General features: G+C 71.5%; 11 protein-coding genes. 3 read left to right on the forward strand and 8 right to left on the reverse strand.

Annotation, left to right across the window (positions count from 1 at the left end):
* Nucleotides 1-6 precede the first annotated feature (6 nt).
* On the forward strand, nt 7-1,575 hold the full coding sequence (locus AC1DW8_RS11690) for an MFS transporter (protein ID WP_056781493.1): 1,569 nt from the start codon (nt 7-9) through the stop codon (nt 1,573-1,575).
* Between the two features lie 32 nt (nt 1,576-1,607).
* On the opposite strand, the gene AC1DW8_RS11695 is transcribed toward AC1DW8_RS11690, so the two are convergent.
* Nucleotides 1,608-3,344, reverse strand: coding sequence for a sialidase family protein (locus AC1DW8_RS11695; protein ID WP_478094160.1), 1,737 nt, complete (start codon nt 3,342-3,344; stop codon nt 1,608-1,610).
* 128 nt (nt 3,345-3,472) lie between these two features.
* Between AC1DW8_RS11695 and AC1DW8_RS11700 the strand changes: the two genes are divergently transcribed.
* A complete protein-coding gene (locus AC1DW8_RS11700) occupies nt 3,473-4,879 on the forward strand; it encodes a class II fumarate hydratase (protein WP_478094162.1) in 1,407 nt (468 codons plus the stop codon).
* A 49-nt stretch (nt 4,880-4,928) separates the two neighbouring features.
* Here the strand turns inward: AC1DW8_RS11700 and AC1DW8_RS11705 are convergent, their stop codons facing one another.
* A complete protein-coding gene (locus tag AC1DW8_RS11705; protein WP_478094164.1) occupies nt 4,929-5,783 on the reverse strand; it encodes a VOC family protein in 855 nt (284 codons plus the stop codon).
* A 145-nt stretch (nt 5,784-5,928) separates the two neighbouring features.
* Between AC1DW8_RS11705 and AC1DW8_RS11710 the strand changes: the two genes are divergently transcribed.
* Nucleotides 5,929-6,243, forward strand: coding sequence for a hypothetical protein (locus AC1DW8_RS11710; RefSeq protein WP_478094166.1), 315 nt, complete (start codon nt 5,929-5,931; stop codon nt 6,241-6,243).
* A gap of 44 nt (nt 6,244-6,287) precedes the next feature.
* Here the strand turns inward: AC1DW8_RS11710 and AC1DW8_RS11715 are convergent, their stop codons facing one another.
* From AC1DW8_RS11715 to nuoL, 6 genes are all read right to left on the reverse strand, one after another.
* Complete coding sequence (locus tag AC1DW8_RS11715) at nt 6,288-7,619, reverse strand: D-arabinono-1,4-lactone oxidase (RefSeq protein ID WP_082620097.1); 1,332 nt, start codon at nt 7,617-7,619, stop codon at nt 6,288-6,290.
* A 4-nt stretch (nt 7,620-7,623) separates the two neighbouring features.
* The gene (locus AC1DW8_RS11720) at nt 7,624-8,805 is read right to left on the reverse strand and encodes an alanine racemase (RefSeq protein WP_056826642.1); all 1,182 of its coding nucleotides are present in this window, start codon (nt 8,803-8,805) and stop codon (nt 7,624-7,626) included.
* Nucleotides 8,806-8,888: 83 nt separating this feature from the next.
* Nucleotides 8,889-9,908 (reverse strand): polyprenyl synthetase family protein, encoded by a 1,020-nt coding sequence (locus AC1DW8_RS11725; protein WP_056781508.1) that lies wholly within the window; start codon nt 9,906-9,908, stop codon nt 8,889-8,891.
* A gap of 46 nt (nt 9,909-9,954) precedes the next feature.
* Nucleotides 9,955-11,568, reverse strand: coding sequence for an NADH-quinone oxidoreductase subunit NuoN (gene nuoN / locus AC1DW8_RS11730; RefSeq protein ID WP_056826370.1), 1,614 nt, complete (start codon nt 11,566-11,568; stop codon nt 9,955-9,957).
* On the reverse strand, nt 11,565-13,166 hold the full coding sequence (locus tag AC1DW8_RS11735; protein WP_056826372.1) for an NADH-quinone oxidoreductase subunit M: 1,602 nt from the start codon (nt 13,164-13,166) through the stop codon (nt 11,565-11,567). The genes nuoN and AC1DW8_RS11735 overlap by 4 nt, the downstream gene beginning before the upstream one ends.
* An 8-nt stretch (nt 13,167-13,174) precedes the next feature.
* Nucleotides 13,175-15,160, reverse strand: a complete 1,986-nt coding sequence (gene nuoL / locus AC1DW8_RS11740) for an NADH-quinone oxidoreductase subunit L (RefSeq protein ID WP_478094169.1) — start codon at nt 15,158-15,160, stop codon at nt 13,175-13,177.
* Nucleotides 15,161-15,168: the final 8 nt, after the last annotated feature.

Raw genomic sequence — 15,168 nt, forward strand, 5'->3', positions numbered from 1 at the left:
GCCGGTGTGAGCGACGTCGTCCTGGGCTCCCGCACCGGTCGGTTCGTCATCGCCGCTGCCGTGCTCGGCTCGGGGATGGCCCTGCTCGACGGGACCGTCGTCAACGTCGCGCTCGTCCGGATCGGCGAGGAGCTCGGCGCGAGCCTCGCCGAGCTGCAGTGGATCACCAACGGCTACCTCCTCGCGCTCGCCTCGCTCATCCTCCTCGGCGGGTCGCTCGGTGACCGCTTCGGCCGCCGACGCGTCTTCGTCATCGGGGTCGTGTGGTTCACGGTGGCCTCCGCCGCCTGCGGTCTCGCGCAGTCACCCGTCCAGCTCATCGTCGGCCGGGTGCTCCAGGGCGTGGGAGGCGCGCTGCTGACGCCGGGCAGCCTGTCGATGATCCAGGCGTCCTTCCGTCCCGACGACCGCGGCAAGGCCATCGGCACGTGGTCCGGACTCGGCGGCATCGCCTCCGCCCTCGGGCCCTTCGTCGGCGGGTGGCTCGTGCAGTACGCGAGCTGGCGCTGGGCCTTCCTCGTCAACCTGCCCCTCGGCGCCGCGACCGTCTGGATCGCGCAGCTGCACGTCCCCGAGACCAGGGACGACCGTGCCGACCACCACTTCGACGTGACCGGCGCGGTGCTCGCGACGCTCGCCCTGGGAACGACGACCTTCGCCCTGATCCAGCACGAGTCGCTCGGAGCGACGGCGGCCACCGGGGTCGGGCTCGTCGGCCTCGCCATCGGCGCGGCGTTCGTCGTCGTCGAGCGCCGTATCTCACACCCGATGGTCCCGCCCGCTCTCTTCGCGTCGCGCCAGTTCAGCGCGGCCAACGCGATGACCCTGCTCGTGTATGCCGCCCTGGGCGCCGTCTTCTTCTTCCTCACCCTCCAGCTCCAGACCGTCCTCGGCTACGGCCCGCTGCTCGCCGGCATGGCCTCGCTGCCGGTCACCGTGCTCATGCTGCTCTTCGCGGCGCGGGGAGGTGCGCTCGCCTCCCGCATCGGGCCACGCCTGCCGATGACGGTCGGCCCGGTCGTGTGCGCGGTCGGCGCCCTCCTGCTGTCGGGTGTCGGCGCCGGCTCGACCTACTGGACCGGCGTCCTGCCCGGCATCTCCGTCTTCGGCCTCGGGCTCACCCTGCTCGTCGCGCCGCTGACGGCGACGGTCCTCGCCGCGGCTCCCGACCGCTACGCCGGCGTCGCCAGCGGGGTCAACAACGCCGTCGCGCGCGCGGGCAGTCTCCTCGCCGTCGCCGCACTGCCGGCCGTCGTCGGGCTCAGCGGCTCGGACTACGCCGTCCCCGAGGCCTTCTCGTCGGCGTACCGGACCGCGATGCTCCTGTGCGCCGGGATGCTCGCCGCCGGAGGTGTCGTGTCGTGGCTGCTCATCCGCAACCCCGCACCCGCGCCGTCCGGCACCGACGAGACGGGTGCCGAGCGGCAGGGGCGCGCCGCCGCAGCGGGGGCGACACGGCATACGCGAGCGGTTCCGGCCGGCTGGTCGTGCGCCGGCTCGGAGGGGTGCCCGGGGACGGCGCACCACCACGACGAGGACCTGCCCGCGCTGGGCGGGGCGCCGACCGGGCGCTGACGCAAGTCCGCCCCGCCCGGTCGGCCGCACCGTCAGGGCGTCGGGTCGGCCCAGCTCCCACCACGGATGTCGCTGTTGCCGAAGGTCGCCGGGCACGCCGCGAGGACGTCGGGCGGCGGCTTGGGGCTCGCCGTGTAGAGCGAGGCGCGGTACGAGTCGATCGCCGGGCAGTCGGCGGCGTGCGACGCGTCGTTCCAGACGCCGACCACGCCGTCGCGGGTCGCGGCCGCATAGACGTAGTCGCCGAGGAACTCGGCGGTCAGGCCGTTCTGGCTCGTCCCGCGCGGGTCGCCGACGGCGCTGCGGTCCAGTGACGACCACCCGCTCGGCACCCCGGCCACGATGTTCGCGTGCCAGACCTGACCGACGAGACCGCGGGACGACGCCGTGTCGTGCCGGTAGGGCGTCGTGAAGGCGTTGTCGACGACGTAGAGGTCGGTGCCGTCGGGAGACAGCGCCGGCGCGGTGTAGACGGGGCGGTCCCCCGTCGGCAGCTCGAGCGCGGCCGGAGCGGTCCAGCTGGCGCCCGCCGTGGTGGAGGTCGTCCACAGCAGGCTCTCGTGGTCGAGTCCGGAGGCACCGTCTGCCCAGGTCATGACGATCTGGTTCGTGGCGCCGGCCCCGCTCGGGGCCCCGTTGGCGATGTCGACGCTCGGGCCTGCCGCCAGGTCGACGCGAGCTCCTGCGATCCCGTCCATGGTCGGGCGACCGAGCACGGGGTCGGTGACACCGGGCTCGGTGACCCGGGCGACGACCGTCGGGCCTGCCCAGTGGGCGCCGCCGTCGGTCGAGCGGTACATGAGCTGGAGATCGGTGCCCGCACGCCTGCCGATGCCGAAGACGTACACGTTGCCGTGGCTGTCCGTGCGGACCGTGCAGCCGTCAGGTTGCCCGTTGATCCCGTTGTCGGTCGCGGGGCCGACCTGCTTCGTCGTCCACGTGCCTCCGCCGTCCGTCGACCGCGCGACGATGAGGGGCGTCGGGAGGGCGTTGCCGCGGCTGTTGCTCCTGAACGAGGCCCAGCACACGTAGACGTTGCCGAAGAACCGACTCGACTCGGCGTTGTCGGCCCACACCTGCTCCTTGTCGGAGAACGTCGTCGACGACTGCTTGGAGATGATCACCGGGTCCTTCCACGCCGTGGCGTCACCCGCGGCTGCCGCGTGCGGGTCGTCGGTCCTCGACACCGCGATGGCCTCGAAGCCCTTGAAGGTCGCGGACTCCTTGTCCGCCGAGACGTTCGAGGTGAGGTTCGCGTAGTAGAGGCGCGAGCCGTTGACCCACGAGAACGTCCCGTCCGACGCGGGACGCGGGCCGAACGCGACCGCCGGGTCACCGTCCGAGACGAGTCCCTTCGCGGCATAGCCGGGGAGCGTGCCGATGGGGCCGGGGTGCGCGGTGCAGGCCGCGGGTCCGAGGCAGTCACGGGCCGTGAGGCCGGTGTAGGTCGGCTGGGTCCACCCGCTGCCGCCGGTGAACGAGAAGTACACCCCGGAGACACCCACGCCGTCCGTGAAGGGGCAGGTTGTCGGGTCCCCGGCCGCGCACGACTCGTCGTCGATCTCGTCGTTGGCCCCTGCCGCGACGACGCTCGGGTCGTGGGCGTCGATCGCGACGGCGGGTTCGTTCTGCTTGTTCTGCGAGAAGGGGGTGGGCGGACTGGCGACGCTGACGATCTCGTCGGGTGGGGAGGCCACCGCGACCGCGGCTCCGGCGAGGGCGGTCGCGACGGACACGATGCACGCGGTGAGAACTCGACGGTGAGCCATGGCCTCTCCTCAGGGTGGTACGTCAAAGGATCGCGTCGGCGCCCGCACCGTCCAGCGTGCGCCCGTGACCCGGCATCCGACAAGGTCTACGGCGCGGATCTCGTCGGCGAGACGTGGATGATGGGGACATGAGCGACGTATCAGCGGCAGGCTTCCGGACCGAGCACGACTCGATGGGCGAGGTACAGGTGCCCGCCGACGCGTTGTGGGGCGCGCAGACGGCGCGGGCCGTCGAGAACTTCCCGATCAGCGGGCAGCCGGTGCCGCCGGGCGTCGTCCACGCCCTCGCCCGGCTCAAGGCCGCCGCCGCCGAGGTCAACGCCGAGCTCGGGGTCCTCGACGCCGACCGGGCCCGAGCCATCGCGGCGGCAGCCGGTGAGGTCGCGGACGGCGACCACGACGACGAGTTCCCGATCGACGTCTTCCAGACCGGGTCCGGCACCTCGACGAACATGAACGTCAACGAGGTCGTGGCACGGATCGCACACCTCGCGAGTGACCTCGACGTGCACCCCAACGACCACGTCAACGCCGGCCAGTCGAGCAACGACACGTTCCCCAGCGCGCTGCGCATCGCGGCGACGGCGGCGAGCGTCCTCGACCTCGTGCCGGCGCTTGAGCACCTCGCGCTCGCCCTGGGCCGCAAGGAGACCGAGTTCGCCGACGTCGTCAAGGCCGGACGCACCCACCTCATGGACGCCGTGCCGGTGACGCTCGGGCAGGAGTTCGGCGGCTACCGGCGCCAGGTCGAGCTCGGCGCCAGCCGCGTGCGCAGCGCGGCGGAGGCGACGAGCGAGCTGCCCCTCGGTGGCACGGCCGCCGGAACCGGTCTCAACGCGGCACCCGGCTTTGCCCGCAAGGTGATCGAGCGGGTCTCGGGGGTCACCGGCATCCCGTTCCGCGAGGCCGCGAACCACTTCGAGGCGCAGTCGGCGCAGGACGCCGTCGTCGAGCTGTCCGGGGCGCTCAAGGTCGTGGCCGTGAGCCTGACGAAGATCTGCAACGACCTGCGCTGGATGAGCTCCGGGCCCCGCACGGGCCTCGGCGAGATCCACCTGCCCGACCTCCAGCCCGGGTCGAGCATCATGCCCGGCAAGGTGAACCCCGTCGTGCCCGAGGCGACCCTCATGGCGTGCGCGCAGGTCATCGGCAACGACGTCGTCATCACGACGGCCGGCGCTGCGGGCAACTTCGAGCTCAACGTCATGCTGCCGGTCATGGCCAAGAACGTCCTCGAGTCGATCGGGCTGCTCGCCTCGACGAGCCGCCTGCTCGCCGACCGCTGCGTCGACGGCATCACGGCCGAGGTCGAGCACGCGCGGGCCCTCGCCGAGGGCTCGCCCTCGATCGTCACGCCGCTCAACCGCTACCTCGGCTACGAGGCGGCGGCCGCGGTCGTCAAGCAGGCGGTGAAGGAGCGGCGCACGATCCGCGACGTCGTCATCGCGCAGGGTCACGTGGCCGACGGCAAGCTCACCGAGCAGCAGCTCGACGAGGCCCTCGACGTCCTCTCGATGACCCGCCCCGACGCCTGACAGCGCCGGCACCGAGGGCGTATGCCGTCAGGCCGGGTCGGCGCGCACATCAGCCGAGGAACTGGCTGACCGTGAAGACGGCGCCCTGCGGGTCGCGCACGACGGCGGTGCTCGTCCAGTCGCTGTCACCGGTGCGGATGACGGACCCGCCGAGCCGCACGACACGCTCGGCCGCCGCGTCGCGCTCGGCGACGGTGAACGTCACGTGCCAACCCGGCTCGGCGGCCGGTGCGACGGGCACGACCCAGCCGATGGCGTCGGCAAAGCCCGGTGGCACCCTGGCCCCGGACTGTCGCTCGTGGATGTCGGGGTCGACCGTCGAGGCGAGGTGGTCGCCGTAGCCGGGCACACGGATCATCGTGGCGAAGCCGACGTCGGCGAACTCCCAGCCGAAGGCCCGGGCGTAGAACTGCTGCGCGGCCGCGGGCTCGTCGGTGTGCAGGTCGCTGAAGTTCCAGGCACCCGGGACGTTGGTCACCTGCGAGCCCAGACGTCGCCTGGCCTCCCAGAGGCGCACCTCGAGTCCCTGCGGGTCGCGCACGACGGCCGACCGGCCACCGTCGCCGGCAGCCGTCGGCGGTTGGACGACCGCTCCCCCGGCCTCCTCGACGCGGCTGGTCGCGGCCTCGGCGTCGTCGACCGCGACGTAGGTGTGCCACCGGGCCGCTCCACCGCCATCACCACCGGCGTCCTCGGCCGCGGGTGTCGCGGGGCCGCCGAGCCCACCGACGTCCTGGCCGTCGAGCTGGGCGATGAGATAGCGGAACGGCACCCCCGGCGGGGTGGCCTCGGTGAACGTCCAGCCGAAGAGCCCGCTGTAGAAGTCGGCGGCGGCATCGACGTCGTCCTGCTCGGTGTCGACCCACGAGGTCACGCCCTCGGGGTAGGTCCTCTGCTCGGTCACGGCATCCTCCTCGGCGTCGGTGTGCGTCGTTCTCCACCGTAGGTGGGCCCGCCGACAGCCGTCGACGCACACGACGGTCGTCACCAGGTGCCGCCGAGCAGAGCGCTCGCCCCGCAGGCGGGCCCGTGCGGTCTACCGTCGGTGGATGACCCTGGACGACGTCGACGAGTACCTCCGGACGCTCGACGGGGTCCGCGCCAGACGCACCGACGGGCGCCGCGCGTGGTACGTCGACGGGCTGCTCGTGGCCCGAGCCGACGTTGCCGGCACGCTGCTCGTCCGCCTCGGCGGCCGCGACCGCGAGCAGCTCGTCAGCGCCCACCCCGACACCTTCGGCGTGCTGCCCCGGTGGGAGGCGCACGCCAAGCTGCAGGCCGACCTCACGGGCGACGAGGACGCCATCAGGCGCTCGCTGCGCCTCGCCTGGGAGCGACAGCGCTCGGCGCGCGCTGGCGCCTGAGTGGCGGACACGGCATACGCCATCGCTCGCCGGGACGGCGGCGCTCAGGGGCCGAGGACCCGCTCGAGGTAGGGGTTGCCGAAGCGGCGCTCCGGGTCGACGCGGTTGCGCACCGCGAGGAAGTCGTCGAAGCGCGGGTAGACGCCGCGGAGGTAGTCGGCGTGGCGCGTGTGGAGCTTGCCCCAGTGCGGGCGACCGCCGTGGTTGACGGCGATGGCCTCGAACGCGTCGAAGTAGGCACCCCGTCCCTGCCGGTGGTACTTGTGGATCGCGATGTAGCAGCTCTGGCGCTCGTAGGCCGTCGAGAGCCAGACGTCGTCGGCAGCGGCGACGCGGCACTCGACGGGGAAGGAGATGCGCTCGTCGTGGGTGTCGACCCACTCGCGCAGCTCGAGCAGCACCTCGGACAGGCTCGCGCGCGGGAAGGCCCACTCCGACTCCATGAAGCGCACCTCGCGCGCGGTGACGAAGACCTTGCGCGAGCTGTCGGTGAACTGGCGCTCGCTCAGGGCACGCGACGCGATGGCGTTGATGCTCCTCGTCGAGCGCGGCATCCGGGTGGCGACACGGTTGGTCAGCTCGAAGAAGCGGTTGCTCAGGAGGTCGTCGTCGAGCTTCTCGCGCCAGGCCGGCAGCGGGCGCCTCGCCGTGCCCTCGGGCACGCGGTTGTTGCGCTTGGTCAGGGCCCGGTCGGTGTGGGGGAACCAGTAGAACTCGAAGTGGTCGTTGGCCTCCGCCGAGACGTCTGCGTGGGCCAGCACGTCGGTGAGGGACTCGGGACGCTCGACGGCGTGGAGCAGGAAGGCGGGCACGACGGCGACGGTGATCTCGGTGACGATGCCGAGAGCTCCGAGCCCGAGACGGGCAGCCTGGAAGAGCTCGGGCTCGTGCGTCGGGGAGCACTCGACGAGAGACCCGTCGGCGAGGACGATGCGCAGCGCCCGGATGCCCGCGGACAGGCCCGTCAGGCGCAGACCGGTGCCGTGCGTCCCGGTGCCGGTGGCGCCGGCGAGGCTCTGCCGGTCGATGTCGCCGAGGTTGGGCAGCGCGTAGCCGAACGCCTCGAGCTCCTCGTTGAGGACGTGCAGCGGGGTGCCGGCGCGCACGGTGGCCTCGCCGCGCGTCGAGTCGATCGAGGTGACCCCGCTCAGGGCGCCGAGGCGCAGCTGCACCCCGTCGGTCACGGCGACGCCGGTGAACGAGTGACCGGCGCCGATCGCCTTGACCCGCAGCCCCCGGTCGGCAGCTCGCACGACCTCCTCGACGACCTCCGCCTCGCTGCGCGGCGTCGCCACGCGCGCGAGCTTCGAGGACTCGGTGCCGGCCCAGTTGGACCAGTCGATGCTGCGTACGACGCGACGCTTCACGCCACCCACGCTGTCAGCCAAAACACTGCCCTTCCCCACGATAGGTCGCGGCCCGTCCGACAACCCGGTCACCTCCGTCGCTGCTGACGAGCGCGAACTCCGTGAAGCGCTCGGCCAGCTCCCCTGCCTTGGCGTGCCGGAACCATATCCGATCACCCAGTGAGAGACGGTCGGCGCCCGGACCCTCGAGAGGCGTCTGCACCTCGCCCGCCCCCTCCCGCCGGAGGAGCGCGACCTCGTGCTCGGGCAGCGGGCTCGGCACGCGGGACCACCCGGGCGGCCCCGACGCGACGTAACCGCCGCCGTATGCCGTCACCATCCCTGCGCCGGGCCGGCGCACCACCGGGGCGGCGAAGTAGGCGGCCGGACGCAGCGACAGCGCGTCGTAGCCGTCGAAGAGGGTCGGCGCGAAGAGACCCGACCCCGCAGCGAGCTCGGTGAGCGACGGGTCGTGGTGCGTGACGTGCAGGCTGCCGGTCCCACCGCCGTTGACGAGCTCGAGGTCGGCGAGGGCGCGCGCGGCCGCGACGACCTCGGCCCGGCGGGTGCGCAGCTCGGCGTCGGACGCCTTCTTCATCCGGCGCACGACGGGCGAGGAGTCGGGCAGACCGGCGATCTGGGCGTCGTAGAACATGAGGCCGGCGACGACGAGGCCCCGCTCCTGGGCCCGACGGATGACCGCCTCGACGTCGGCCGGCGTGCGGGTGGGTGACCGGCGGACCCCCATGTGTGCGGGGCCGACCCGGAGCGACGCGTCGACGTCGATCGCCACGCGCAGACCCTCGTGGCCGGGCACCTCGCGGGCGATGAAGTCGACGTGCTCGACGCTGTCGACCATGACGACGACGGCCCGGGTCAGGGCGGGGTCGGCAGCGAGCTCGGCCAGAGCGGGGACGTCGACGCTCGGGTAGGCGACGAGGAGGTTGTCGTGACCGTCGCGGGCCCACCAGAGGGCCTCGCGCACGGCGTAGCACATCAGGCCCTCGAAGCCGCCGCGCCCGAGGGCCCGCTCGATGAGGGGTCTGCTGCGCAGCGACTTCGTCGCGATGCGGATCGGCACGCCCGCGGCGAGGTCGACGAGGGTCGCGGCGTTGGCGTCGAAGGCGTCGAGGTCGACGACGGCGAGCGGGCCGTGCAGGTCGGCGGTCGCCGCCGAGAGGCGCGCCGCGACGGGCGGCGACAGGCGGCGATGCATGGTCTGCACCCTACCCAGCGTCACCCCACCCCGTGACCCCCCGATCTCACTCGAGTTGGGGTGAGGGTGGTCGCGAGGGGACGTCAGCCGACGCGGTCGACGACGCTCATCGCCAGAGCCTGCAAGGCTGCCTTGGCGTCGCTGTCGGGCAGCGGGTCGAGCAGGGCCTGCGCCTCGCGGGCGACGGCATACGTCTCGTCGCGCGCGACCGCGAGGGCCGGGTGGGCCCGGAGGAGCCCGAGGGCCTCCGCCAGGGCCGCGTCGTCGTCGGTGAGGTCACCGTCGAGGAGCTCGAGCAGACGTGCGTCCGACGCATCGGCGGGATCGGCCGTGGCGCGAAACCGCAGCACGGCCAGGGTGTCGACGCCCTCGCGCAGGTCGGTGCCGGGGATCTTGCCGCTGTCGTCGGCGTCGGACGCGATGTCGATGAGGTCGTCGGCGAGCTGGAAGGCGATGCCGAGCTTCTCGCCGTAGGAGCGCATGATCTCGACCGACTCGGGCGAGCCGCCGCTGAACATGACGCCGTAGCGTCCGGCCGTCGCGATGAGCACGCCGGTCTTGTCGGCGAGGACACCGAGGTAGTAGTCGACCGGGTCGACGCCCTCGGGGCAGGGACGGTCGTCGCGGATCTGCCCGTTGCAGAGGCGGACGAACGTCTGGGCCTGGATGAGAACGGCCTCGGCGCCGAGACCCGCGACGAGCTCGGACGCCTTGCCGAAGAGCAGGTCGCCCACGAGGATCGCCGTCGAGTTGTCGTAGGCCGCGTTGACCGACGCGACACCACGCCGCACGCTCGCCTCGTCCATGACGTCGTCGTGGTACAGCGAGGCGAGGTGGGTCAGCTCGACACCTGCCGCAGCCGCGACGACGTCGTCGTTGATGCCCTCACCGAGCTCGGCCGCGAGGAGCGTCAGCAGCGGCCGGAACCGCTTGCCGCCCGCCGCGACGAGGTGCCCCGACGCGGCCGCGATGAACGGGTCGTCGTGGTCGACGACCTGCGTCAGCAGGGCGTCGACCCGGGCCAGGCCGTCACGCAGGCGTGCCGACAGGTCCGCAGTCGCCCCGGGGATCCCGAGGACCGGCGGGGTGGCGTGCGTCGTCATCGAGCCCCGTGACCGGACGGACGACCCTGCAGCCGTGGCTGAGCCGTCATCGGACGAACTGCGAGGCGCGGTCGGCCAGGTCGAGCAGCGCCGACGGCAGGACGCCGAGGGCGAGCGTGGCCAGGGTGCCGATGGCGATCGAGAACGTCGTCGAGACCGACGGGATGACGACCTCGACGGCGTCGTCGGGGGCGTCGCTGAAGAACATCAGGACGATGACCCGGGCGTAGACGAAGACCGTGATCGCGCTGCACAGGACACCGACGATCGCCAGGACCGTGCCGGTCGCGCCACCCGTGCCGATCGCCGCCGAGAAGACGCCGAACTTCGAGACGAAGCCCGAGGTCAGCGGGATGCCGGCGAAGGCGAGCATGAGGAAGGCGAACGCGCCGGCCACGACCGGGTAGCGCTTGCCGAGGCCGGCCCACTGCGACAGGTGCGTGGCCTCGGCGCCGTTCTGGCGCACGAGCGAGACGATGGCGAAGGCCGCGATCGTCGAGAAGCCGTAGGCGACGATGTAGAAGAGCACCGCGCCGACGCCCTTGCGGTCGAAGGCGAGGACACCGACGAGGATGAAGCCCGCGTGCGCGATCGAGGAGTAGGCGAGCAGGCGCTTCATGTCGGTCTGCGTCACCGACAGCACCGAACCGACGACCATGGTGAGCAGGGCGACGAGGACGAGCGCGTTGGTCCACTCCCAGCGGCCGGTGTCGAGGCCGACGTAGCCGAGGCGCAGGATCGCGCCGAACGCGGCGGCCTTGGTGCACGCGGCCATGAAGCCGGTGACCGGCGTCGGAGCGCCCTGGTAGACGTCGGGCGTCCACGCGTGGAACGGCACCGCGCCGACCTTGAAGAGGAGGCCGACGAAGACGAGGAACGCACCGGGCACCAGCAGGCCGTTCATCGCGAGCGGTCCGGCCGCGATCGCCTTGGACAGGTCACCGAAGTAGACCGAGCCGGCGTAGCCGTAGAGCAGGGCCGTGCCGAAGAGGAAGAAGGCCGAGCTGAAGGCACCGAGCAGGAAGTACTTCAGGGACGCCTCCTGCGAGAGGAGGCGGCGACGACGCGCCAGGCCCGAGAGGATGTAGAGCGGCAGCGAGAGCACCTCCAGGGCGACGAACATGCCGATGAGGTCGTTCGTCGTCGGGAAGAGCATCATGCCGAAGATCGCGAACATCGTCAGCGGGAAGACCTCGGACGTCAGCGCGCCCGCGCGGGCCGCCGCCGTCTCGGTGGCCGAGCCCGGCGTCGACGCACCGCTCGGGGTGAAGGCGTCGGGACCGACGCCGCCGAACCGCTCGGCCATCGTCAGGACGCCCAGGACACCCAGGAGCAGGATCGTGGCCTGCATGAAGAGGGCCGGTCCGTCGATGGCCAGGGCGAAGAGCTGGCGGTTGGTCGAGCCGTCCGTCAGACCCATCGTCAGGCCCTGGTGCTTGGCCGCGAGGATGATCGCCGCGGCGGCCGCGAGCAGGCCCGCGACGGCGAGCGTCACCTGGATGGCGTGGCGACGCTCCCGCGAGGCGAACGCCTCGACGAGGACGCCGATGAGCGCCGTGCCGAAGACGATGAGCAACGGCAGGATCGCGAGGTAGTCGACGTTCGACTGCTGGAACGCTGCGGGAAGCGTGGGCAGCGCCAGCGGAGCGACGGCGGTCACTTCGAGCTCCCTTCGGCCACGGTGCCGGCCGGGTTGAGGTTCGGAACGGCTTGCTGGACGTGCGACAAGGTCTTGTCGACGGCCGGGTTGATCACGTTCAACGCGAGGTTCGGCAGGAAGCCGAGCACGACGAAGGCGGCGATCAACGGGGCGGCGACAAGCTTCTCGCGCGTCGTCAGGTCACGCACGGCGGTGAGGCCGCGACGGCCGCGCTCGTCGAGCCGGTCGTGCTCGCGCTCGCCCACGAGGCCCTCGGGCTTCGGGCCGGTCATGACCTTCTTGTACATGAGCAGGATGTAGAGCGCGGCGAGGATGATGCCGGACGTCGCGATGACCGTGGCCACCGGCTGCGTGGAGAAGCTGCCGACGAGCACGAGGAACTCCGAGACGAAGCTCGACAGGCCCGGGAGGGCCAGACCTGACAGGCCCGCGACGAGGAAGATGCCCGCGAGTGCAGGGGTGATGCGCTGCCACCCACCGAAGTCGGGGATGCGCTTGCTCCCCCTGCGCCGGACGAGCATCGCGGCGAAGAGGAACAGCGCCGCCGTCGAGAAGCCGTGGTTGACCATGTAGAGCGTCGAGCCGCCCTGGCCCACCGTCGTGAAGGCGAAGATCCCCAGCACGATGAAGCCGAAGTGGCTCACCGAGGTGTAGGACACGAGGCGCATCATGTCGGTCTGGCCGATCGCGAGGAGCGCACCGTAGATGACCGAGAGCACCGCGAGGGCCACGACGACGGGCGTCGCCCACGTGCTCGCCTCCGGGAAGAGCTGGAGGCAGAAGCGGATCATCCCGAACGTGCCGACCTTGTCGAGCACGCCGACGAGCAGCGTCGCCGTCGCGGGCGAGGACTCGGTGGCGGCGTCGGGCAGCCACGTGTGGAACGGCACCATCGGCGCCTTCACCGCGAAGGCGAAGAAGAAGCCGACGAAGAGCAGCCGCTCGGTGGTCGGGTCGAGCGAGAGACCCGTGAGGCGCTCGATGAGGAAGCCGTCGGTGCCGCCGGGGCCCTGCAGGTAGAGGGCGATGACGGCGACGAGCATGATGAGCCCGCCGGCCAGCGAGAAGAGGAGGAACTTCATCGCGGCGTACTGCCGGCGCGGCCCGCCGAAGCGGCCGATGAGGAAGTAGACCGGGATGAGCATGGCCTCGAAGAAGACGTAGAAGAGGAACACGTCGGTGGCGGCGAACACCCCGACCATGAACGTCTCGAGCACGAGGATGAGCGCGAAGTACGTCTTGACCCGCTGGCCGCCCCGGGGGCCGGCCTCCTCGGGCACGTCGTGCCAGGCGGCGAGCAGGCAGATCGGGGTCAGCACGAGCGCCATGAGGATGAGCACGAGCGCGATGCCGTCGACGCCGAGCGAGTAGCTGACGCCGAACTGCGGGATCCACGAGTGCTGCTCACCGAGCTGGAACTGCTTGCCGGAGGCACGGTCGAACTGCGTCGCGGCGATGATGCCGACGACGAGCGTGACGACGGAGAACCCGATCGCCATCCGCTTGGCGTTCTCGGCGCTCCCCGGCACGAAGGCGACGACGAGCGCGCCCACGAGAGGGATGAGGCCGAGGATCGTCAGCCAGGGGACGGTGGACATTGCGGTCATCAGGACATCACCCAAAGAGCACCGAGGATGGCGACGACACCAGCGAGCATCGTCAGGGCATAGGAGCGCGCGAAGCCGTTCTGCAGCTTGCGCAGGCGGGAGCTCGTCCCGCCGACGAGGGCGGCGAGGCCACCGGCCGCACCGTCCACGCCCTTGCTGTCGGCGAAGACGAGCGAGCGCGTGAGGTGGATGCCGGGCCGCATGAGGAGGGCCTCGTTGACCTGGTCCTGGTAGAGGTCCTTGCGCGCCGCCTGCGTGAGCAGCGAGCCGGCCGGGGCCGTGACCGGCACCTCGTCACGCCAGTAGCGCAGCCACGCCAAGGCGCCACCGGCGGCGACGAGGACGAGCGTCAGGGCCATGAGGACCGGCACCGGGATGACCGGGTGGGCGCCCTCGGGCTCGGCGCCGGTGACCGGCTCGAGCCAGGAGGTGAAGAGTCCCGTCGGGCCGAGGATCAGACCGAGGAAGGCCGAGCCCACCGCGAGGACGATCATCGGGACCGTCATGAGCTTGCCCGACTCGTGCGGGTGCACGTCGTCGGTCCAGCGCTTCTTGCCGTGGAAGGTCATGAAGAACAGGCGCGACATGTAGAAGGCCGTGATGCCGGCACCGAGGAGGGCGGCCAGACCGAAGACCCACGGGCGCCAGCCCTCGCCGATGAAGGCGGCCTCGATGATCTTGTCCTTGGACCAGAAGCCCGAGAACGGGGGCACGCCGAGGATGGCGAGCCAGCCGACGGCGAACGTCGCCCACGTGATCTTCATGGCGCCGGACAGGCCGCCGAAGCGGCGCATGTCGACCTGGTCGTTCATGCCGTGCATGACCGACCCGGCCCCGAGGAACATCCCGGCCTTGAAGAACCCGTGCATGAGCAGGTGGAAGATCGCGAACGCGTAGCCGACCGGGCCGAGGCCTGCGGCGAGCATCATGTAGCCGATCTGGCTCATCGTCGAGGCCGCGAGGGCCTTCTTGATGTCGTCCTTGGCGCAACCGACGATCGCACCGAAGAGCAGCGTGATCGCGCCGACGATGACGACGACGAGCTGGGCCGTGGGCGCCGCCTCGAAGATCGGCGCCGAGCGCACGACGAGGTAGACGCCGGCGGTGACCATGGTCGCGGCGTGGATGAGCGCCGAGACCGGCGTCGGGCCGGCCATGGCGTCACCGAGCCAGCTCTGGAGCGGGAACTGCGCCGACTTGCCGCAGGCGCCGAGCAGGAGCATCAGGCCGATGGCCGTCATGAAGCCCTGGTTGGCGTTGCTGCCGGCCGCGCCGAGCACCGTCGCGAAGTCGACCGCACCGAAGTGGAAGAACATCACGATGATCGCGATGGACAGACCGAAGTCACCGACGCGGTTGGCGACGAACGCCTTGTTGGCCGCGGTCGCGTAGGCCGGGTTGTAGTTCCAGAAGCCGATGAGCAGGTAGCTCGCGAGGCCGACGCCCTCCCAGCCGACGTAGAGCAGCAGGTAGGAGTTGGCGAGGACGAGCAGCAGCATCGCCGCGACGAACAGGTTGAGGTAGGCGAAGAAGCGCCGCTTGTCGGCGTCGTGCTCCATGTACCCGATCGAGTAGACGTGGATGAGCGAGCCGACGAAGGTGATGAGCAGGACGAAGACCATGGACAGCTGGTCGACGAGCAGCCCCGCGCTCACCTTGAACGAGCCGGCGGCGATCCAGTCGAAGAGGTTGATGCCGACGGCGCGGTCCTCGGCACCACGGCCGAGCATCGCGAGGAAGACGAGCGCGCCGACGACGAACGCACCCCAGGAGAGGGCGGTCGCGAGCACGGGCCCGAACCTGTCGGTGCGGCGGCCGCCGAGGAGGAGCACGGCGGCACCGAGCAGCGGCAGCGCGACGAGCAGCCACGCGTATGCCGTCACCCCGGTGGCGGCGTGCGCCTCACCTTCGTGCGTGGCGAGGCCCGCGGCATACGTGCTCAGCGTGCTCGACGAGCTCGCGAGCGTCTGGACGAGAGTTCCCATTCTGGCCG

Source organism: Terrabacter sp. P2_E3 (genome assembly GCF_056403915.1).